Source organism: Flammeovirga sp. AWQ4_249, assembly GCF_056161045.1.
Map to the genome: position 1 here is coordinate 86,771 of NZ_JBSWYJ010000017.1, position 22,771 is coordinate 109,541.

Annotated in this window: 20 protein-coding genes; 8 read left to right on the forward strand and 12 right to left on the reverse strand. The window is 31.9% G+C overall.

Translation table 11 applies throughout. The features are described from left to right. Positions 1 to 49: 49 nt before the first annotated feature. Entirely contained in the window at positions 50 to 1,372 is a 1,323-nt protein-coding gene (locus ACXAHM_RS14065; RefSeq protein WP_474961085.1) for a DEAD/DEAH box helicase, read from the reverse strand. A gap of 198 nt (positions 1,373 to 1,570) precedes the next feature. Here ACXAHM_RS14065 and ACXAHM_RS14070 point away from each other — a divergent pair, with 198 nt between their 5' ends. Then, positions 1,571 to 2,122 (forward strand): DUF3944 domain-containing protein, encoded by a 552-nt coding sequence (locus ACXAHM_RS14070; RefSeq protein ID WP_474961086.1) that lies wholly within the window; start codon positions 1,571 to 1,573, stop codon positions 2,120 to 2,122. 100 nt (positions 2,123 to 2,222) lie between these two features. Here the strand turns inward: ACXAHM_RS14070 and ACXAHM_RS14075 are convergent, their stop codons facing one another. Together ACXAHM_RS14075 and ACXAHM_RS14080 are read right to left on the reverse strand one after the other, a co-directional pair. Continuing rightward, positions 2,223 to 2,741 carry a hypothetical protein gene (locus ACXAHM_RS14075; RefSeq protein ID WP_474961087.1) on the reverse strand — a complete coding sequence of 173 codons (519 nt, stop codon included), beginning with the start codon at positions 2,739 to 2,741 and terminating at the stop codon, positions 2,223 to 2,225. Between the two features lie 155 nt (positions 2,742 to 2,896). Continuing rightward, the gene (locus ACXAHM_RS14080) at positions 2,897 to 4,282 is read right to left on the reverse strand and encodes a TolC family protein (RefSeq protein WP_474961088.1); all 1,386 of its coding nucleotides are present in this window, start codon (positions 4,280 to 4,282) and stop codon (positions 2,897 to 2,899) included. A 343-nt stretch (positions 4,283 to 4,625) separates the two neighbouring features. Here ACXAHM_RS14080 and ACXAHM_RS14085 point away from each other — a divergent pair, with 343 nt between their 5' ends. Further along, positions 4,626 to 5,444, forward strand: a complete 819-nt coding sequence (locus ACXAHM_RS14085) for a hypothetical protein (RefSeq protein WP_474961089.1) — start codon at positions 4,626 to 4,628, stop codon at positions 5,442 to 5,444. 38 nt (positions 5,445 to 5,482) lie between these two features. Here ACXAHM_RS14085 and ACXAHM_RS14090 read toward each other — a convergent pair whose 3' ends face one another. The 4 genes from ACXAHM_RS14090 to ACXAHM_RS14105 form a co-directional block, all read right to left on the reverse strand. Continuing rightward, positions 5,483 to 6,217, reverse strand: coding sequence for a hypothetical protein (locus tag ACXAHM_RS14090; RefSeq protein ID WP_474961090.1), 735 nt, complete (start codon positions 6,215 to 6,217; stop codon positions 5,483 to 5,485). A 586-nt stretch (positions 6,218 to 6,803) separates the two neighbouring features. Further along, a complete protein-coding gene (locus tag ACXAHM_RS14095; RefSeq protein WP_474961091.1) occupies positions 6,804 to 8,210 on the reverse strand; it encodes a basic amino acid/polyamine antiporter in 1,407 nt (468 codons plus the stop codon). A 150-nt stretch (positions 8,211 to 8,360) separates the two neighbouring features. Next, entirely contained in the window at positions 8,361 to 8,741 is a 381-nt protein-coding gene (locus ACXAHM_RS14100) for a hypothetical protein (protein ID WP_474961092.1), read from the reverse strand. 844 nt (positions 8,742 to 9,585) lie between these two features. Further along, positions 9,586 to 10,560: a helix-turn-helix domain-containing protein gene (locus ACXAHM_RS14105; protein WP_474961093.1), complete on the reverse strand. Its 975-nt coding sequence runs from the start codon at positions 10,558 to 10,560 to the stop codon at positions 9,586 to 9,588. 366 nt (positions 10,561 to 10,926) lie between these two features. Here ACXAHM_RS14105 and ACXAHM_RS14110 point away from each other — a divergent pair, with 366 nt between their 5' ends. Beyond that, on the forward strand, positions 10,927 to 11,715 hold the full coding sequence (locus ACXAHM_RS14110) for a DUF481 domain-containing protein (protein WP_474961094.1): 789 nt from the start codon (positions 10,927 to 10,929) through the stop codon (positions 11,713 to 11,715). A gap of 56 nt (positions 11,716 to 11,771) precedes the next feature. On the opposite strand, the gene ACXAHM_RS14115 is transcribed toward ACXAHM_RS14110, so the two are convergent. The 3 genes from ACXAHM_RS14115 to ACXAHM_RS14125 form a co-directional block, all read right to left on the reverse strand. After that, the gene (locus ACXAHM_RS14115; protein WP_474961095.1) at positions 11,772 to 12,323 is read right to left on the reverse strand and encodes a hypothetical protein; all 552 of its coding nucleotides are present in this window, start codon (positions 12,321 to 12,323) and stop codon (positions 11,772 to 11,774) included. Between the two features lie 40 nt (positions 12,324 to 12,363). Continuing rightward, a complete protein-coding gene (locus ACXAHM_RS14120) occupies positions 12,364 to 12,753 on the reverse strand; it encodes a hypothetical protein (protein ID WP_474961096.1) in 390 nt (129 codons plus the stop codon). Between the two features lie 76 nt (positions 12,754 to 12,829). Then, positions 12,830 to 13,873 carry a LacI family DNA-binding transcriptional regulator gene (locus ACXAHM_RS14125; RefSeq protein ID WP_474961097.1) on the reverse strand — a complete coding sequence of 348 codons (1,044 nt, stop codon included), beginning with the start codon at positions 13,871 to 13,873 and terminating at the stop codon, positions 12,830 to 12,832. Positions 13,874 to 14,044: 171 nt separating this feature from the next. Here ACXAHM_RS14125 and galK point away from each other — a divergent pair, with 171 nt between their 5' ends. The 5 genes from galK (at position 14,045) to ACXAHM_RS14150 (ending at position 21,034) form a co-directional block, all read left to right on the forward strand. Next, positions 14,045 to 15,205, forward strand: a complete 1,161-nt coding sequence (gene galK, locus ACXAHM_RS14130) for a galactokinase (protein WP_474961098.1) — start codon at positions 14,045 to 14,047, stop codon at positions 15,203 to 15,205. A gap of 79 nt (positions 15,206 to 15,284) precedes the next feature. Beyond that, the gene (locus ACXAHM_RS14135) at positions 15,285 to 16,352 is read left to right on the forward strand and encodes a UDP-glucose--hexose-1-phosphate uridylyltransferase (RefSeq protein ID WP_474961099.1); all 1,068 of its coding nucleotides are present in this window, start codon (positions 15,285 to 15,287) and stop codon (positions 16,350 to 16,352) included. Positions 16,353 to 16,446: 94 nt separating this feature from the next. Then, positions 16,447 to 17,478, forward strand: coding sequence for a UDP-glucose 4-epimerase GalE (gene galE / locus ACXAHM_RS14140; protein ID WP_474961100.1), 1,032 nt, complete (start codon positions 16,447 to 16,449; stop codon positions 17,476 to 17,478). 71 nt (positions 17,479 to 17,549) lie between these two features. Then, entirely contained in the window at positions 17,550 to 18,611 is a 1,062-nt protein-coding gene (locus ACXAHM_RS14145; protein WP_474961101.1) for an aldose epimerase family protein, read from the forward strand. Positions 18,612 to 18,727: 116 nt separating this feature from the next. Beyond that, entirely contained in the window at positions 18,728 to 21,034 is a 2,307-nt protein-coding gene (locus ACXAHM_RS14150; protein WP_474961102.1) for an FdhF/YdeP family oxidoreductase, read from the forward strand. A gap of 50 nt (positions 21,035 to 21,084) precedes the next feature. On the opposite strand, the gene tnpA is transcribed toward ACXAHM_RS14150, so the two are convergent. Further along, positions 21,085 to 21,513, reverse strand: coding sequence for an IS200/IS605 family transposase (gene tnpA, locus ACXAHM_RS14155; RefSeq protein WP_474961103.1), 429 nt, complete (start codon positions 21,511 to 21,513; stop codon positions 21,085 to 21,087). A 135-nt stretch (positions 21,514 to 21,648) separates the two neighbouring features. Beyond that, positions 21,649 to 22,767, reverse strand: coding sequence for an AAA family ATPase (locus ACXAHM_RS14160; RefSeq protein WP_474961104.1), 1,119 nt, complete (start codon positions 22,765 to 22,767; stop codon positions 21,649 to 21,651). Positions 22,768 to 22,771: the final 4 nt, after the last annotated feature.

Sequence of the window (22,771 nt, forward strand, 5' to 3'; positions counted from 1 at the left end):
TACTACAAGTTTATCTCCTAAAAGAAAAGTATTTTATTATTTAAATTAACTATTTAGCAACTGCAACTCTGACTTTCACCTTCTTTACTTTTTCTTTATTGACTACATCTGCTACTTGTTGTGCTTTATTTCTATCAACAGCGACAAAAGACATAAAATCCTTTACTTCGATTAATCCAATTTCATCCTTGGCTAATTTTCCTTTTTTAGCCAATAAACCTACAATATCAATTTTATTAACCTTATTCTTTTTACCAGCAGAAATATATAAAGTTTCCCATTTTGGTAATTCAGGTAATTGACCACTTTTAGGTAGATGTATTACTTCACCTTCTTTTTCGATGTATTCAGGAATTTCATCTTCTTCTGATAGTACCAAATAAGTTACCCCTTCTTTATTCATCCTTGCAGTTCTACCATTACGGTGTATAAAAGCATCTTCTTTTGGAGGAAGTTGATAATGAATTACATGTTTAATTTCAGGAATATCTAAGCCTCTTGCTGCTAAATCAGTCGTTAGAAAGAAATGAACTGACCCATTTCTAAACTTCGTTAATGCTCTTTCTCTTTGTTCTTGATCTAATCCACCATGAAATAATTCATGAGGTACTCCCCTTTCTTTTAATAACTCACCTATCCTATCTACCGCTGCACGATGATTACAGAAAATAAGAGTAGGTTCTGCTCCAACATAACATATCAAGTCCATTAGAGCTGATAATTTATCAACACCATGAGCATGCACTTCCTTTAATTGTAGTTTTGCGGGTAATTGATCCCCTAAATAATTAAATACTTTAGGTGAAGGCATCTTGACAAAATCAGGCAATTCATCAGACTTTGTAGCAGAAGTAAGCATTTTATAATTTAAAGACCTTAATTCCTCTACGATAAATTCCATATCATTTTGGAAGCCGAATTCTAAAGCTTTATCAAATTCATCTAAAATTAAAGCTTCAACACAACTAAAATCAAATGATTCTTTATCAATATGATCTGCTAAACGACCGGGAGTCCCTACTAATACATGAGGAGGATTTGATAAGTTCTGTTGTTCTATTTTAAAAGAGTGACCACCGTAAGCACTATTAATTTGGAAAGGAGTACCCATACTTTTAAAAACACTTTCAATTTGTAAAGCTAACTCTCTTGATGGTGCAATGATCATACATTGAACTTCCTTCAAATCAAAATTTAGCTTTTGAATAAGTGGCAATAAAAAGGCTAATGTTTTCCCTGAACCTGTTGGTGCTAAAAGTACAATTTCATTTTCTGTTTTAGCAGCTTCCAAAGCATCAGATTGTATTTCATTAAATGCTTTAAAGCCTAATTTATTTTTAATCTCCTCTAATGAAGGAATATTTGTATTCATATCTATCTATTTTAATCCTACAAAGTTAGTCGAATTATCCTGCCTAAGACTACAAATACCTTATAAATCCTACCTTTTATCAAATGTTTAGTAAATACAACTGTAAGTGATCGTTAATCAAACTCAACAAAATTAAATTTTGAAATCATATTAAATTTTTTGGGGTTTAGAAAGGTAGTTAGACAAATAAATACTAGAATGATGACAAGAATATTAGACAAAGATTTATGGTTTTTAGATGAACGATCAAATGAAGAATTAGAGATCTTATTTAATATTCTATGCTTTGAGAAAGACGGTTCTCCAAGAAAAAGAGGTCATCTATTACACAGTCTAGAATCACAAATTTTCGATAGAGACTATTATAAATTTAGTGATAAAATAGGCGAAGAACTTCAATTGATTTCCAATTCAAAAATTGGTGATTTTCTAAGAAATAAGAAAAATTCATACCATGAAGTAATAGCATTAGTAATGAATGCTTTGGGTTTTGAATTTGATAATTCTTTGTCTGCCCCGGAATTAGAAAAAGTATTATTACAGTTATTAATAGATAAAACGGTTGGTTTAAGTAAGTCTGGTGTATCAACTTTACCTTTTGAAATCTTAGTAGATGAAGCTTATACAGAAGAAGTAAAAGCAGATCCAGTGCTAAGATGTATTATACCGGCAACAATTTATATTTCTTTACTTCGTACAAGTTTGGAAAAAGACAATTTCCAAGAAGGCAAAGAAACTATATTGAAATAGATTTTAATTTACGAATCTATATAATGTCTAAGGGAACCTCTAAATAGGGGTTCCTTTTTTAATGTAAAAAAAGCCTCTGTAATAGAGGCTTAATTGTATATTATTCAAAGAACAAAACAAACAAGGTTAATATTACTCCACCTGCTGTAAAATAAAGTCCTTTTTTAAAGATATTAGTACCTGGTGCAAACATCCAAAATGTAGAGAGCACAAAGAAAAAGAGTGATACTCCAAAGAATATATTCAAAAAGAATAATGGATCTCCCGAAGTAGCTTTGTGCATGTTATTCATCTTACCTATAAGGTATGGAAGTGTTTTTTTGGTATACTGTGCCTCACCAGTTGCAACATTATAAGTACCTTCTTTGTAATGGTAAATATCCCCTTCTACTGTAGTGACTTTCAACCTTTTTACACCAATTGCTTTTCCTACCTCTTCTTTAGATAAGCCAGCTTGAACTGTTTTCTCGTACAGTTTTTCTTGTTTTAGGAAATCAGTATCTCTAAAAATTAAAATGATACCACTGAATGAATAAACGGCCATTATACCAGCCAAAAAGAATCCTAAGTAGCGATGGATAATTCTCATCCAATAGGGAGTTGTTCGTTTCTTTGCCATTGTAGCTTGTTATATAGAATTGGTCTAAATAAAAGCAATAATACAATTATTATCTTAAATAAAAAAATTGAAATACAATGTTTTTCAGACAACAAAAAAGGCTAAAAAGAATCTACATCTATTTTAGCCTTTTATCTATTCAAATAGTTTAAGAATTAATCTTCTTCTACCCAATTACCACCTAAACTCTGGTATAGATTGATGATTTGACCCAATAAATTAGCCTTAGTTTGTACTTCACTATTTTCTGAAGAAAGTAAAGCTTGTTGACTATTTAATACAGGTTGATAATCAATTATACCCTCTTGATACTGTTCCATAGAAAGATCAAATGCTTCTTGAGAAGATGTAACAGTTTCTGTTATCCAAAGTTTTGATTCTTTTAATTCTTTAATGTTTGATAAACTGTTTTCAATTTCTTTGAAAGCTGTTATTACAGTGTTCTTATACGTTAATTGTGCCTGTTGTACTTGAACTTTTGCAATTTGTTTATCTCTTTTCTTGTAAAGACCTTGGAAGATATCCCATCTTAATGTTGGTCCTACAAAGTAATTTAATCCATCTGAAGTAAACCATTCAGAAGCTTCTGCTGATCTAAATCCTACTTGACCTGTAATTGCTAAAGTAGGTAACATTTCAGCACTTTTTTGTTTTTCAACTGAAACCAAAGCCATCATCCCTTTTTCTGCTGATCTAATGTCTGGTCTTTTACGTACAACATCTGCTGGAATTAATGTTTGCAATTGACCAGGTATTTCAGGTAAGGGTTGTGTATTTATTAAAGCTTGACGTAAATTTTCAGGATATTCGCCTAAGAAAATTTGAATAAGGTTAATTTCACTAATTACTTGAGCTTGTAATGTATTAATTGATGCTTTTGTAGAGTAAAGTAAAGTTTGAGCTTGTAATACATCTAATTTATTATTGACACCTGATTGGAAACGATCATTTGCAATATCCAATGCTCTTTGTTGTGCGACAATATTTTCTTCTGCTACTAGTACTTGGTTTTGAAACATTCTAAGTCTCATATATGCTGAGGAAACTTCGCTTAGAATACTTACCATTACACTGTTTTTATCTTCTTTTGCTTGTTGGTACGAATATTCTGCAGCATCTACGCCTTTAGAAATACGACCAAAAACATCAATTTCCCAGTTCATTTTGATACCAGCATTATAGAATATTGAATAATCCTCATCTTCTGCTACATTATCAACACTTGAAAATGACGCTCCAATATCAAAGGCTACTTGTGGGTAAAAACCTGCTTTAGCTTGGCTCTGTACTAAACGTCCTTGTTCGATACGTTCAATTGCGATTTTAATATTAAGGTTTTTATGAACTGCTTCTTCACATAATTCATTTAAAACAGGATCATCAAAAATTTTCCACCAATTGGCAATTGAATCTACTTCTTCAAGAGAGTCTAAAGAAGTGGTCCAATTTTCAGGAATTGAATCCAATGAATGAGCAGTTTGAGCATTAACGGAGATACTTAATGGTAAAATAAACAGTACCAATGATAATATCTTTTTCATATTGAAAGTGTTAAGTATGAGTATATTTTGAATAGATATACTTAAATAAACGACATTAAGGTAACAATGTTACGTTAATGAATATGAATTTGAGATATAGTAAAAAAATATACTTCATAGTTTACAATTATTGGCAATTCTAATATGAAATTATAATGTGACTTTGATACTTATTTGTACCTTTAACCTGTTATAAGAAATCAAGCTTAACTAAAAGCTAAACCATATTTATTTAAGTCTCTTTTACCAATTTATGAGAGTTAGTCAGGAACACCTTATGTTTGTAGGGTGTTTTTTATTACATAATATTTTTATATATTGATGAAGAACAAACCATTTTTTTATGAGACATCAATTTCTTCTAAATCTAAAACTAGTAATACTATCCTTAATAGTAAATTTTACTTCTTGTAACGCTCCATCTACTACACCTGATTGGGAAAAGGAAAGACTTAAAGGACAAGTAAACTCAATTTTAAGTAAAAGTTATTATCCTCACCAACAAGATAAACCTTATTCTATTCAAAAATTTGTTTATGATGAACAAGGGTATAAAGAAAGGAAAATAATTTACTATGAAAATGGTTCAATTCATGTTAATTCAGAATATAAAAATGGCTTTGCTATAGACGAAAAACAATACTTTTCGAATGGTAATCTATTGTCTACAATGGAATATACTTACAATGATGCAGGGTACGTTACTTCAGAAAAGGAAATTGATATAGATAATGAAGTATATGAAATTTTAAAATATGAATACAATGAAAAAAATCAATTAATTGTATATCAAAGCTTAAGCGATAATAATGAAGTAATACGCAGTAATTCATTTACTTATGATGAAAAAGGTCGAATAGCTGAAAAGAAAATAGACTCTGAATTTCAAAATATCAAACTAGTTTACACATACAATAATAAAGATCTTTTAAAGGAATCTTATTGGTATGATAAGGAAGGGAAATGTTTCCAAAAAGTCCATTATAAATTCGACGAATATGATAATATGGTTCAAAGAATTTGGTTTGATCAAGAAGAGAAATTAAAAAGAACAGAAACTTTCCAATATGTGTATGACGTAAATAACAATTGGACTGAGAAAAAAGAATTTAATGACGGTATTTTAGTTCAAAAAATACATAATGAAATCACTTATTTTTAATAGAAAAGGCCTCAAAATAATGAGGCCTTTTTTATTATTTATAGAGGAGATATTTGATATTTACCTCCTTCAATTTTCTCTAAATCTAAAACTACATATTGATTTGGCTCAATCATAAAATCATATTGACTCATTTCAGGTTTATCATCCTCTTCAAAAGTAAATACTATTGTCCACTCTGCCCCGTGGATAGTGTTAAGGAAACCTGAAATTGATTTTTCCTCTGAACCTTCTAAGGAAACCATTACAAGATCTACACCTATATCATCTCTTCCTTTAGGGTAAACTTTTACAGAGCTTATCTTATCAAGGTTTGCTCCTTCTAAACTCACATAACCCATGTATTTATTATAAGCCTCTAGGACAATCTCTGGATTATTTTGATCCAAATTAGCTGGCTTTAGCCCCAACGGATATTTACCATTTACAGCATCTCTACCATTATAAGCTATAGCTATAACTTCAATATTTTTATCAGTTACAGTCGCAGAACCATTGACATCATTAAACCAAAATTCGGGCTTCTTTCTTAATTGTTCAGCATGAAAAGTTTGTTCTTTATCATTTTCATCTTTACAGCTAATAACGATATCATTCTTAAATGCATCTCTAGGGTCAAATAATGGTTTAACTTCTTCTTCAGGAAAGATTTCTACTTTATTAATGACTATTTCACCATTGATTACATAAGTTTGGTTTTTCTGTTCTTCTTTTTTACAAGAATTGCCAAATAGTGCCAACAGCAAGGCGGAATATATATATATGTTTTTCATTAAATTCAATTCTAATTTTACTTCTATATATATGGTTTCCAGTGTAAAAAGATATATGAATTTAAATTATTTTTTTACATAAATCGATTATAAACAATAAAGTTACCTTGCTTAAAAACAAGGTAACTTTTCTAGAGTAAATATTTGTAAGTAAGAGCTTTAGTTATTATCAATGATGTAAACAATTTGAACTATACCCCCAATTTTTGCTTTAAAAATGGAGAAAGTTGTACGTAAACATGTTAGGGTAAAATAAGTTAAGAAATTAACTTATGAGGTGTACAGCATTATAAAATTGTTAGATAATAAAAAAGTACCAGCATTTAATAATAAAAAATTATGTTATTGTCCTAATACTTAACTAAGTTAAAACTAAAAATCAAAGAAATCATTTTTGTATTCTAAATTCTTCCAATTTTAACATATTTTTTGTTAAAGTTGAATATTACTAAGCCAAATGAATGAATTTATGAACATTACGTTACATAATCTTAATTTTTTAAGTTTTAAAGAATGTTCATTTATTAATTTATACAAAAAAATAACCCCTACTTTTGTAAGGGTTATTTTTTCTCTGACAATCTTATTAGAAACTAAATTGTCCAGAAGCAAGAATATATATTCCAAAAATTGATAAAACTACTAAGCAGCCTAATACAACTTTTTCAAAGGGTAAAAATATTTTTTCATTTTTAAAATCAGCACCAAGTTCTTTTCTTGCTTTTAAATAGAAAGGTAATCCTGCTAAATAAAATAACATAGATAATAAGAGGAAATTTAAACCTGCTGCATATATCAACCATAAACAATACAAAGATGATAATGCACTGATGACTTTAATTTTTGTTGAATAGTGATTTCTAATACTTTGTTGGAATAAGAATAAAGCACTTAGTAAATATGATGGGAGTATCATTACCCCTGCAATATCTACAGCAGCTAAATACACATCTTTTGCCATTACAACGACAAATAATGCTAACTGAACAATAATACCAGATACCAATAAAGATATTCCTGGAGAACCATGTTCATTATCTCGACTAAACACTTTAGGTAAAACACCATCTTTTGCAGCGCTATATGGAGTTTCGGCCACTAGAATAGTCCATGCTAACCATGCTCCACTAACAGAAATAATTACAGCAATATTTACTAATAATAATCCCCAATCACCTACAGCAGCTTGTAATAAACCACCTGTTGAAGGAGAAGACAAAGCTTGAAGCTCTTCTTGTTTCAAGATACCAAATGCTAGAGCTGATAATAATAAATACATTAATAATGCTCCACCAAAACCTATAATTGTTGCTTTACTTACATCTGATTTCTTTTTTGCCTTTCCAGAAACAACGACCGCTCCTTCGATACCTATAAAACACCAAAGAGTAACCATCATTGTACTTTTGATCTGAGATCCGATTCCACCAAGACCTAATTTCCAGACATCTTCAGTAAATAAATCAAGATCAAATGAAGCAAATAAAATTAAAAAGATGACAACTAAACTTAAAAATTTAGCAACAGTTGAAATAGTATTTAATGCACTCGCTTTGTTAACACCAAACCATACAATAGTAGTCATTGCCCAGACTAATACAGAACCAAATATTACGGTTTGCCATCCATGATTTAATAATACTGGGAAAAATATACCCAATGCATCATTTAACAAAACGGCAAATGCAACATTACCAAAAACTGCTGCAATCCAATACCCCCAAGCTGAACTGAAACCTATAAAGTTACCAAAACCTCTTTGTGCGTATGCATATATACCTGAATTCAATTCAGGATGTTTTTCTTCAAGTGATTTAAAAACTTCTACAAGAAACCAAATTCCGATACCAGAAATGATCCAAGAGATAATTACTGCTCCTAATCCAGCGCTAGAAGCCATATTTTGGGGAATATTAAAAATTCCGCCACCTATCATAGATCCAAAAACAATGGCCACTAAGCCACCAAGACCTACTTTTTTTTCTTTTTCCATAATCGTTTAGCAAATGTTTGTCTTTGTTTATTAGTGTATTCGTCAGATAAAATGTACGTTAACTAACATAATATGTTACTTGATTACCTTTAATATTTTTTAACTCCAAAACGATAATTCACTCCTGTCATTAAAAATTTATTATTTTCTTCAATTCCATATTCTCCACGGATCGATAAATGTTTTGTAAGTATTATTATTGTTGTCTTTGTTCTGTAATGCACCAAATATTTTAAAAGTTAAGTCCCTAGTAATCTTTTGAGAAAGCGATAAATTACCAGCAAAAGTATTACTCTCTGTATTTCTATTGATCTCATCTGATAAATAAACAGGATTTCTTAATACAGTCGCTCCATATCCTTGGAAACCAGTATAATCTCCAGTAGAAGCATCAAACACTGATAAATTTGGAGACCACGCTGTAGCTGCTGCTACAACATTACTTCCTCCTTGTTGTCCACCTTGAGATGTGTTTAGCCCCTTTTCTTGTGTAAATGAGCCATTAAAATTCAATTGAGTAGAAGGCGTCAAACTATGTGCGACAGTTAATCTAGAGGTTTATCTTTTATAATTGGTATTTCTTAAAATACCTTGATCATTTAATAACACCTGCCATCTTACCTTGAAGCATAACTTGAACGCCACTTTTAGTACCAATCCAAATCGTACTATCATTTTGGATGTACAACCTTTCAATGTTCTCATTTTTAAGGCCTGTATATCTTAGTGAAGGCCTTTTCACTTGAAAATTCTTGCTTCAAAAATCACTAACCCACTATTTGTAGCAAACCAGAAAAGCTTATTGTGATCTTGGCTGATTTTATATACATAATTGGTAGGAAGGCCATTAGATACATTAAAATATTGAAATTGATAAGTATCTTGTTTAGTTCCTGATATAGCAATGTTTATTGATAAAAAATAAAAATAGAACAGTAATAGTCTTTTTATCATTAGATGTATGTTGATAAAATGTAAAAAGTAAAAAAGTGTTATTTTGGCAATGATTAATGGAATATAATAAATTCTTAGAATACTACAATAATGAATATGTGTTATTTATTTCGCTAAAAAAAGAAAAAAGTTCCTATTAAATAACTCAGGAAATATTTTGTAGATGAAAAACATAAAGTAGATGTTTAGTAGCAAAAGCAATTTATAAAATTTCATATCTGATTAATAGTTGATATGTTTTACAATTTCAAATTTTCATCTCTATCAAAAAGGGGGTAAAATCAGCAACAAGTATGACAATTTTGGCGAAATCAGCCTATTTGTGCTATTTTTTATTGGTTTATTAGATTAATTCATAAAAAAAACCTGACACTTAAAGTATCAGGTTTTCTAAAAATGGAATGTGAATATAAACTAAATATTATGCAAAAGCATACTGTGGATCTCTTTTAAAATCTTTTGGTGTGATGTTAAATCTCTTCTTAAATACCATTGAGAAATGACTTGAACTTGAGTACCCTAGATCAGAGGCAATCATGGACATCGTCTTATTACTTTTTAATAATAATTCTCTTGATTTATTCAATCTAACATCTTGATGATATTGATGAATTGTAGTACCAAATACTTCTTTAAAAAGTACTCTTAATCTACTTTCACTTAGTCCTACTTCTTTAGTTAAATCATCGATAAGCACTGGTTTATCGATAACATTTTCCAAAATTTCTTTTGTTCTTAAGATAGGCTGAACATTAAATTCATATTTACGTTCAGTTTGTGCCTCATCTCTTTCTGCTAGCTTACGGAAAAACTCAGAAGATAAATATTTTGCATATACTTCAGACATCTCTGTTGCAAACATATCATCTTCTTCAATGCTGAAGAAACGTTCGAAAATTTCAATCATTCTTGGTGTGAAATTCTCTTGAACATAAAATGTCTTATCAAATCCATATTTATCAATTAATGTTTCAGATTTTTTGATGTATTTCTCAAACATTGATCTTTTAATACGAACAGAAATCATTTTTCTTGATTTTGACTTATCAAAACTCCAACTTAAGTCTGATTTAAAGTTGACTAAAAATGCTCCTAGTGATGATAATTCAAAAGTCGATTGTAAGTTCTTTTCGTTAAGATTAAGTTTTCCTGATAATGGGTTTCCAAGAATAATAGCGATATAATCTTCTTCTTGATTCTCTGCCTTCGTTACAAAATTAAAATCTGTAAATAAGTCGAATTCAAACTTGAAGATTTCAAGATAATCCGTGCATTTATAACCTTTAATTGAACCTTTAGCATGGCTATTATTAAAAGTTACTTTGTCACCTTTTAGAGTTCCATCGAAAATATCAGCCCACTGATTTAATGTATTAATTAGGGTAGAATTATTCATATGCTCTGATCTATAGTTTTTGAAGTTTTTTAATTCACACAACAACAATCTCAAATTGTGAAGTTTATTCACTTTTTATTTTCGAGACAATAATAGTAACGGCAGGTATCATTGTTACATTTTATAAAAAACAGCTGCAGATTGTCATATTCCGATTATGAGCGTTCATTTTGACATTTATTTACTAAAATTGGTGATAATTCTTACTTTTTGGCTAATAATTAATCAGTTTTTACCAAACCTAAATCAGAATTTGAAAGAAAAGAAGTCTTTTAATTACATAAAATTTATTAAAAAAATACATTCTGATGATTTTATATCAATAAATACTTGTTTATTTTTGACCAGCTATCAAAACTATATAAAATGACTTCTGTACGATTTATACTCTTATTTTTTGGTGTAATTATATCTAATTTTTTGAATGCCCAGATTTTAAATGTTGAAAAATCACGACTTGATGAAGGTGATTCCATTCAGTGGATAGGTAATATTGCTGTGAATTATCAGCTTATCAACCAACAGGTAAAAACACAAGGTGGTGGATTAAAGACAAATTTTGCTCGAGTGGGTAAGGTGAATGATATTGTTCTAATATCTGATTTATCATTTCTAAACTCTGAAGGTTTTAATTTATTACAAAATGGTTTTGTCCATGGACGTATGGAATTCTTCAAGAATAAAAAAATATCATATGAAGCGTTTTCACAGTGGCAATTTGATCAGATAAAAGGTATGAACGAACGTTTTTTGATTGGAGGAAATTTAAGATACACTCCTATTGAAAATGAAAATACATTATTTGCGATTGGCATAGGGACTTTCTATGAAAACGAAAAATGGTATTGGGAAGAACAAATAGATGAAACTTTGGTGATCACAGAAGCAGATCCATCTATTGCTCGTTGGAATTTATATTTCACATTCAGATCTGATATATCTGAGACGGTCTTTTTTAATATTACGACCTACTTCCAATCAAAGTATTCTCCATTAGATGAATATAGAATAAGTGCTTTAGCGAATCTTAATTTCAAGATCTCTAAAAACTTATACTTCAATAATAATTTTACGCTTTGGTATGAAAATAATCCATATGTACCTATTGATAAATTAAATTATACTATCAAAAACGGTATTGGATATAATTTCTAACACAAAAAAAAGTCATTCTCGGTAAAAAGAATGACTTTTTTTTAAAAGAGTTAATTTTAGTTTTCTTGAATGTAAAACCTAACTACCTCTCTTTGTTTATTGATATCAGCAGATCCTCCTGAAATACTATGTGATTCATATCTTAATAATAACCCTTCTTTTGAAAGAATAAATTCAATCCAATTATCTGACATCATTGTATCTGAAGATCCTTTTAATTGGACTTTAACAACATATGAAGCCAAACCTAAATATGTTTTCTCTTCAATGCTTACCGTATTTCCCTGATCTTTGATGTAATCCATTATGTCTTTACGGATTTTACTTTTAAAATAAGGAAGTCCCATATAATCATCATTAGCATTGAAAACTTGCATGCTCCAATCTTGATTTAAAAACTCAATTGCATAATAATTGTCTTTTGCGTGTACAACTCTTGCGTCAATATTTACATAATCTTGAGAGCCGAATGCTGTAGATAAAACATCAACATTGTAGGGTAAATAATCTGAAGAAGAATTTTGTAAAGTTTCCTCAACATCTTTAATAGATGGAGCTTCGTATAGATTAAAAAGTAGTGTAAGAATAAATAAAAGTTTTAACTGCATGTCTATAGTATATTAAAGTAATTTGTTTTCTAGTAATAAATTAATCCAATCTATATTTTTTCCCTTTCCATTTAAAAAATAAAACGCCTGCATCTTCATAAACAATAACTTCTAGTTTTTGATCCTTTTTATGTCTCCAAACTATTTCTGTTTTGCCTTTGACTACATAAGCATCTAAATTTTCTAATTCATCTGAATAAGGTTTTAGATTGTCATCCACAAAATCCAAACGCATTGAATTCTCATTTTTTATATAGGTAAGAACAGCTTGGTCTGTATGAATGTTCTCACCATCTAATACCACATCTATCATCTCTTCTGTTGTTATGACTTTACCTCCTTCAAAATAGAAGTCCATTATTTTTTTTTGTGCTGAAACAGTATGAGTCAATACGAAAATAAAAATGATAGTAAAAAAAGTATTTTTCATAGTAGTAAAGAGAATAATAAAATTTTGGTATCAATAGACAAACAAGATTTAGACCATTTTAGTTTAATCTTAAATTTTATGTGCTTTCTCTCTCAATTAATGAAATCGGTAATTTCTTTAGAATAGACATAGGTATAAATGGTTTCCCTTGATTCTTAGCCTCTTTCATTGCATTCATACGATCAATTAATAGTTGTGCAGCGACAAAACCCATTTCTTGAGCAGGTTGATTGATCGTTGTTAGAGAAGGATAAAATAACTCTCCCATATCATCACCAGAAATTCCCATCACGGCAATTTTCTTCGGAACTTCAATTCCTTTCATTTGCAATAAACGAAGAACTCTAAAAGCAATTGGATCATTTAGAGCAATTATAGCTTCAGGTTTTTCTTTTAAAACCATTAATTTATCCAATGCTTTACCTACACTTCTTCTAAGATCTAAAGTAGGAACTATCAAATCTCCAGAAGTACCAATTCCATTTCTTTCCATGGCTGTTCTGTATCCTTGAAGACGTTGTTGAGAAATATACATATCCTCAGGGCCTGAAATAAACGCTATTCTTTTATATCCTTTATGAATTAAATGATTGGTTGCTTGATAACCTGCTTCAAAATCATCTACAATTACTCTAGGAATGGGTAAGAAAGAATTAGGTAAAATACGATCAAATACAACAATAGGTACTTCCTCTTCCATTGCCCTACGGAGGTGATCATCTGTTTTGGTATTAAATGATAATGAAATCAAAATTCCATCTACCTGTCTATCTAGTAATATATCAATACAATCTTTTTCCTTTTGTTCTTGTTCGTCACTATGGACTATGATAAGATCATATCCTAAAGGTTTAAGGAATTCCTCAATACCAAGAATTACCCTTCCAAAAAAAGGAACTGTGAGTTCAGGAATCACGACGCCTATTAAATACGATTTTTTACTTGCCAAGCCCGCTGCAAGTACACTTTTCTTATAACCTATTTTCTCAGCAAGTTCTAAAACTTTTTTCCTTGTACTTGGGTTTACGTCCTCTGCCCCTCTAATCGCACGTGATACAGTAGATACAGAAATATCTAATCGACGTGCAATATCCTTAATTGTAGGTTTCCTTTTATTCATGCACAAAAATAAAAAAAATGAATAAAAAAACACGTCATAAAATTTCCGAGAACGTTACCGGTAACGCTATTTTCAGAAATCATTAAGTGTTTGTTTGCCCTTTAAATTTTTTCCTATCATGTTTGGGTCATTGAAATGAATCAAGAATTTTTTAACTAAAAGAAAAACAACATGAACGCTAAAGCAGTTGTAGCAAAGTTCGAAGAACTATTTAACAAAGAGCCACTAGTATCAAGAGCTCCAGGTCGTGTAAATATCATCGGTGAGCACACAGATTACAATGATGGTTTTGTGTTACCGGCATCTATCGATAAAGAAATGGTTTTCGCACTTGCGTTAAACGGTACAAACGATGTGAACGCTTATGCATTAGACTTAGAAGAGTCTGGTTCATTCAGCTTAGACAGCATTGTTCCAACTGAAGGATGGATCAACTACATCAAAGGTGTTGTTGCTGAAACTGCAAAGAAAGGTTTAGAGCCAAAAGGTTTTGACGTAGTATTTGCTGGTGATGTACCTCTAGGAGCTGGTATGTCTTCTTCTGCAGCTTTAGAATGTGCTTTAGCGACAGGTTTAAATAAATTATTTGATGGTGAGTTATCGAAAATTGATATCGTACTTGCTTCTCAAATGTCAGAGCATAACTATGCTGGTGTGAAGTGTGGTATCATGGACCAATTTGCTTCTACTTTCGGTCAAGCGAACAAAGTAATCAAGTTAGATTGTCGTACAAAAGAGTATGAGTACCATAACTTAGATATCACTGGACACAAGCTAGTATTATGTAATACAAACGTAACTCACTCATTAGCTTCTTCAGAGTACAATACTCGTCGTGAGCAATGTGAAGCTGGTGTTGAAGTAATCAAAGAAACTTATCCTGAAATCATCAACTTACGTGACGTTTCTGTAGAAATGATCCACGAATTTGAAGGTAAAATGGATCAAGTAATCTATGACAGATGTTCATATGTTGTAGAAGAAAATGACCGTTTAACAAAAGCATGTGAATACATGGATAACGGTGATTTAGTAAACTTAGGTAAAATGATCTACGGTTCTCACGAAGGTCTTTCTAAGAAATATGCTGTTTCATGCCCAGAGTTAGACTTCTTAGTGGAGCAAACTTTAGAGGATGATAGCGTTCTTGGTGCAAGAATGATGGGTGGCGGCTTCGGTGGCTGTACAATCAACCTTGTAAAAGAAGATGCAGTTGATGCATTCGTTGAAAGAATGACTAAAGCATACAAAGAAGGTATGGGTAAAGATCTTTCAGCTTACGTTGTTGTTATCGGTGACGGTGCAAGAGTTGAAGAATCTGTAGAAGCATAAATAACTCTTTACTATGTGTAGGGACTTTCTCTACACATAGTTTTGATATTAAATTGACAAGCAAAAAATTGAATTGAAGATGGAAGAATTTAATTTCGAAGATCATCCACATAGACGATACAATCCCCTAACAGACGAATGGGTACAAGTATCTCCGCATAGAGCGAAAAGACCTTGGCAAGGACAAGTAGAAAAAATTGAAGAAGAGCAAAGACCAGAGCATGATCCATCTTGTTACTTATGTGCTGGTAATACTCGTATCAATGGTGAGGTTAACCCTGAATACACTGATACATTTGCCTTCCAAAATGACTTTGCTGCTTTATTAGAAGATGCTCCTTCTGGAGAAGTTAATGAAGTAAACGGTTTATTTAAAGCGAAAAGTGAAAGAGGTCTTTGTAAAGTAATCTGTTTCTCTCCACGTCACGATCTTACTATCCCAGAAATGGAAACTGAAGGAATTCGTAAAGTGGTAGATCTTTGGGCTAAAGAATATGAGGAACTAGGTTCTCGTGATTATATCAACCACGTTCAAATTTTTGAAAATAAAGGTTCTGTGATGGGTTGTTCTAACCCTCACCCGCATGGTCAGATTTGGGCTCAAGAGTCATTACCTCAAACACCTGAAAGAAAACAAAAAAACCAACAAGCTTATTTCGAGCAATATGGTAACACTTTACTTTCAGATTATATTGCTGAAGAACTTAAGCAGCAAACAAGAGTGGTTTATGAAAATGAGCACTTTGTAGCTTTAGTTCCTTACTGGGCAGTATGGCCATTTGAAACAATGATTATCCCTAAAAGAGCTGTAGCAAGAATTACAGATCTTACAGATGATGAAAGAACTGCTTTTGCTGATGCTTACAGAGCATTAACAATCAAGTATGATAATATTTTTGAGGTATCTTTCCCTTATTCTGCTGGTATTCACCAAGCACCAACTGATGGAGAAGATCACCCAGAGTGGCACATGCACATGACATTCTTCCCTCCTTTACTTCGCTCAGCAACTGTAAAGAAGTTTATGGTAGGATATGAAATGTTAGCGAATGCACAAAGAGACATTACAGCTGAAACTGCTGCGGCTCGTATTCGTGAACAATCATTAGTGCATTACAAAAGTGCTGTTCTTGAAGAGCAAAAATAATCAAATGATTTAAGGTTAGATCATAGACATAACAGGGTTAGAGAATAAGTTGTTTTCAGTTTAATTTCTAACCCTTTTTAAAAATAAACAAACAATGAAAATTTTAGTAACTGGAGGTTTAGGATACATTGGATCTCATACTTCTGTTGAATTAATTAACAAAGGTTTCGACGTAGTTATCGTTGACAATTTATCAAATTCAGAAATCACTGCTTTAGACGGTATTGAAAAAATTACAGGTACAAGACCTAAATTTTATGAATTTGATTTATTAGATTTCAATCAGTTAGATCAACTTTTTGCAACTGAAAAATTAGACGGTATTATTCACTTTGCGGCTTCTAAAGCAGTTGGTGAATCAGTAGATAAGCCAAGTTTATACTACAGAAACAACCTTCAATCGTTGTTAAACATTTTAGACTTAATGGTGAAACACGATGTATCTAACTTCGTATTCTCATCATCATGTACTGTTTATGGTCAGCCAGATGTATTGCCTGTAACTGAGCAAACGCCTGTACAAGCTGCATTATCTCCATATGGAAATACTAAACAAGTAGGTGAAGAAATCATCCGTGATATCGTAAAGGCTGAATCGAATGTAAAAGCCATTGCATTGCGTTACTTCAATCCTGTAGGTGCACATGAGTCTGCATTAATTGGTGAATTACCTTTAGGTGTTCCTCAAAACTTAATGCCATTCATCACACAAACTGGAGTGGGTATGCGTAAAGAATTAAGCGTATTTGGTTCTGATTATGATACAAAAGATGGTACTTGTGTTCGTGATTACATTCATGTAGTGGATTTAGCGCAAGCTCATATTGTAGCATTAAACCGTATGATAGAAAGCAAGCAAAAACAAGATTATGAATTCTTCAACGTAGGTACAGGTACTGGATCTACTGTTTTAGAAGTAATTCAATCTTTCGAAAAAACTTCAGGTGTGAAATTAAACTACAAAATTGTAGATCGTCGTGAAGGTGATATCGAAAAAATCTATGCTGATACTACTTACGGTAACCAAGAATTAGGTTGGTCTTCTGAAAAAACTTTAGATGACATGACTTCTTCTGCATGGAAATGGCAAGTACAGTTAAAAGAAAGACAATTAAGCGAAGCTTAAGAAATAATACACTTCGGTAAATGACATACATTGATTAAAATTTATGTCATTTACCAAAAACTTTGAATGAAATGATTAAGACAAATCAATTAGAAAAAATCTCTTGGGGAGAAGTAGAGGGTAAAGAAGTACATCTTTACACACTTACGAATGCTCAAGGTTCTCAGCTTCAAGTATCAACTTACGGTGCAATCATGGTAGGTTTTACGACAGCTGATAAAAATGGTGAAATGGCTAACGTAATGTTAGGTAAAGATTCTTTAGAGGATTATTTAAAGAACGATTGTTACCTTGGTGTTATCGCTGGTCAAGTGGCCAACAGAATTGGTAAAGGTCAATTCTCATTAGAGGGTGTTGATTACCAATTAGCAACAAACAACGGTCCTAACTTCTTACACGGTGGAGCTAAAGGTTTCGATCAAAAAGTTTGGTCTGTAAAAGAAGAAATTACTGAAGAAGGTGCTTCTGCTTTAGTATTATCATATATCTGTATGGACGGTGAAGAAAACCTTCCTGGTAACGTAGAAGTGACTGTGAAATTCACTTTAAATGATGAAAACGAAGTAATCTTAGATTACACTGCGACTACAGATAAAACGACAATCATTAACTTGACTTCTCACCCTTATTTCAACCTTAAAGGTGAAGGAACAATCAATGATCATGATTTAGAATTAAACTGTAAATTCTTCACTCCAGTAGATGAAAATAGTGTTCCAACAGGTGAAATTCACTCAGTAGTAGGTACTCCATTTGATTTCTTAGCAGAGAAGAAAATTGGCCAAGATATCGATGCTGATCATCCGCAAACAGTAATTGGTATTGGTTACGATCATAACCTAATCATCAACAAAGCGGATGGTGAATTTGGTTTAATCGGTACAGCTTATGAAGCAACTACTGGTCGTGCTATGTCAGTATATACTACTGAACCTGGTGTTCAATTCTACTCAGGTAACTGGCTAGAAGGTGATATGGGTAGAAACCAAACACCTCATATCAAACGCCAAGGTTTCTGTTTAGAAGCACAACACTATCCAGACGCAATCAATAAGCCTCACTTCCCTAACATTGTATTGAAGGCAGGTGAAGTTTATACTCAAAAGACTGTACACAAATTCTTCGTGAAGTAATTTGTAACGCATATAGGTAAAGAAAGTCCTCAGCTTAATTGTTGAGGACTTTTTTTGTATTTGAATATTTCTTTGATTTAATTGTTATACAATTTTTGATATCAAACACACCAAACATGACAACACCTTCTAATAGTATAACAGAGCATCATGATGCTATAGGACCAACTACTTTTACAGGATTAAAATTAACAAAACCACCATCGTATGCAGCTGGTGTTCCTGCCGTAAAGGTTGCTTTGGAACATGCAATGAAAGAGATGGGACTTGCAAAATCAGTTGCTACATTATCAAAATTAAATCAAAAAGAAGGAATTGATTGCCCTGGTTGTGCATGGCCTGATCCTGAAAAGAGATCTAATCTAGGTGAGTATTGTGAAAATGGTGTCAAGGCTGTTGCGGAAGAAGCAACGAATAAAAGAGTCACTCCAGAATTTTTTCAGAAATATAGTGTAGAAGAAATGGCTAATTGGTCAGACTTCAAAATTGGAAAAAGTGGTAGAATAACTCATCCAATGGTTTTGAAAGAAGGTGCTACACACTATACTCCTATTTCATGGGAAAATGCATTTGCAATGATTGGAAAACAATTACAAGATCTAGAAGATCCTAATCAAGCTATATTTTATACTTCAGGTAGATCAAGTAATGAAGCGGCTTTCCTTTATGGACTTTTTGCAAGAAAATTCGGCACGAATAATATGCCGGATTGTTCCAATATGTGTCATGAATCAAGCGGTGCTGGTCTAGGACAAACCTTAGGAATTGGAAAAGGAAGTGTGACTTTGGAAGATTTTGGAGATGCTGAAGTTGTGATGGTAATTGGGCAAAACCCAGGTACAAATCATCCTAGAATGTTGACTGCTTTAGAAAAATGTAGAGAAAATGGAGGAAAAGTAGTCAGTATTAATCCTTTAAAAGAAGCAGCATTAGTACGATTTAAAAATCCACAAGAAATAAAAGGTGTTATTGGAAATGGAGCACCTATTTCTGATCATTATTTACAAGTAAAAATCAATCAAGATATTCCTCTTTTAAAGTATATACTAAAAGAATTAACAGAATTAGAACATAATAGAGGAAATGTTTTTGATTGGGATTTTATTAAAAATAAGACCAATGGATGTGACGAACTCCTCTCCGATCTTGCACAATACTCTAAAGAAGAATTACTACAAAAAACAGGTTTAAATAGTAGTGATATACAACCAATTGTCAACTTATTAGCCGAGAAGAAAAGAATAATTATTTGCTGGGCAATGGGTCTTACTCAGCATAAAAATGGTGTTGAAAATATTCGTGAATGTGTCAATCTTCTCCTTTTGAAGGGAAGTATTGGTATTAAAGGTGGAGGAACTTGCCCTGTAAGAGGACATAGTAATGTACAAGGTGATAGAACCGTTGGTATTATGCATCATGTTTCTCCTAAACTAAATGCATCACTAAAGAAAGTTTTCCATTTTAATCCACCAACGGAAGAAGGGTTAGATGTCGTTCATTCTATTAAAGCTATGTATGAAGGTGATGCAAAAGTATTTATTTCCTTGGGAGGTAATTTTCTTTCGGCAGCTTCTGATACAAATTATACTGCTCAAGCCTTGAAAAATTGTGATTTGACGGTCTCAGTCAGCACAAAGTTAAACCGAACGCATTTAGTTACAGGTAAAACTTCATTAATCTTACCAACTCTTGGTAGAACTGAGAAGGATGAAACAAATGGTCAAAAACAATTTGTAACGGTTGAAAATAGCATGGGAAAAGTGCATCGCTCAATAGGAAGAATTAGTCCAGCATCAGATCAATTAATGAGTGAACCTCAAATAGTAGGTCATATAGCTTCCTCTTATTTTAAAAATTCTGACTCTATCAAGTGGTTGCAATTATCAACTAACTATGATTTAATTAGAACAAAAATCTCAGAGGTTTTTGATGGATTTAATGACTATACAAATCGCACACAAAAAAGTGGTTTTGACCTCCCCAATAATGCACGTGTTGCTGATTTTTCTAAATTACCAGGTGGTGTAGCACAATTTTCAATCAACAAATTACCTGAACACCACCTTGAAGAGAATGAATTTTTAATGATGACAATTCGTTCGCATGATCAATACAACACTACTATTTATGGTCTAGATGATCGCTATAGAGGTATCTACAATGAACGTAGAGTAGTATTGATAAACCCTAAAGATATTGAAAAACTAGGCTTGAACGGTAATGATAATGTTAACCTTAAAAGTCACTATAATGGGATCACAAGAACTGCAGAGAATTTTATTTTAGTTCCCTATGATATTCCTCAAGGTAATCTCGCTTCTTATTTCCCTGAAGCTAATGTTTTAATTCCTAATGATCAATATGCTGACATTAGTAATACACCAATAAGTAAATCGGTGAGGGTTAAAATTGTAAGGCAATAATTATTTATGCCCATGACTGAAGTCATGGGCTTGAGTGTGGATAGTTGTATCTAATATTTTAGAACTTTATTAAAATGTTCAAGCTCTGTTGAAACTCCTATCTTTTCATGACGTGACCATTGATTTTTTATGTAGTTAATTACAGTTTGTAAACGGTTCGGGCTAACAGAATAGGCATAATATCCAACCTGCCATTCAAAAACAAAATCAAAAAGATTCATTTCGTTAATTCTTCTTGAAGAGATTCCTTTTAATATTTTGACACACTCTGCAATATTCTGGTTACTCTTCAATTGAATAAGGCAATGGATATGATCCTTATAACCATTTAATATACAAACCTTTATCCTATTTTCATCACCTATTTTATATAATAAAGGTTTAATATGCTGATAAAGTAAATCAGACGTAAAGTAATCTTGTCTTCCTTTTGTTGTCCAAATAACATGAACCCATAATTGATAGTTTGAATGAGACATAGTTTATTAATATGATGAATCGTAATTAAAATTATTTTTTAAACCCGAAATAGAGAGATACCCACATTCAAGCCCATGACTTCAGTCATGGGTAACTTTTTATATACCAACTTAATACAAAAACCACACATCCACCTACATATTCCCCAGCAAAATCTTCCCAATTTCTGGGTCTCCCATTACCATTTTTACAGAATTATTTTTAGAAGTCATCAAGTCTTGTAACATAGTTAATCGGATATCATTGGGAAGGAAATCTATTTTAATAAAATCTTTTAAGTTGTTGAGTTGCTCTTTGTTTAACGATGTATCATTTAATTGAAAATGATGTACCAATCGAGTACATATTGTTGCTAAAATATCAACTCTTAATGTCTCTTTATATACCAAGGTTTTTATGGTTGAATAAACATCCTTTGTAAAATCTTTTGAGCCCAATATTTCATCAGAGGATATTAGTTTTTCAAGATTTTGACTGACAAATGATATAAAAGTAGCTCCAGCATTTTCATCTAAACAGGAATCCGCTAACATTTGTACTAAGCCTAAGTTTTGTGATAAATCCTCAATATTAGCAATGGCTTCAAAAAACTGAACAAGAGTTCTTGGTGTCGTTCTATCTCCATCTACAATTTCAGGATAGGTCAACACAAAGTTAATTCCTCTTTGGTCTATCCCATTTTTTTCTGCCCATAATGCCCAATCTTTAGCATCAAATTTCATGGTGATATGCATCATACGTGTCAGCATTGCATCATCCATTGGTGTAACAGAATAATCACCACCATCAGGATTTGCTGTCAAGATAATTTGCCAACCTTTTGGAAGTTTCCAGCTCACTAACTCAAAGTTTTGTAGTAACTGCATTATGCCACGAAGAATTCGATCATCAGCTCTATTGACATCATCAATTAATAATATTCCTGGACCTTCTTCCTTTGGTACCCATTCAGGTGCTTTAAAAATAGTTACATCTCCTTCTATTGTCGGCATACCTACCAAATCACCCATTTCTTCAAATTGGGCAGGTGCGATATAGGTCCATTTATAGCCATTTGATTTTGCTATGTGTTCTACAATTTCAGTTTTACCGATACCATGTCTACCCCAAATACATACAGGAGATTGCTTTTGTCCTTTTTCTTCAGCAGTTTTATTTGCTTGTAATAGATGTTCTATAAACTGAACGACTTCTTTCGCTCTAGCTTTTGTCCCGTAATAGGTATAATTGGGTTGATATTTTCCTTCGCTCATAACT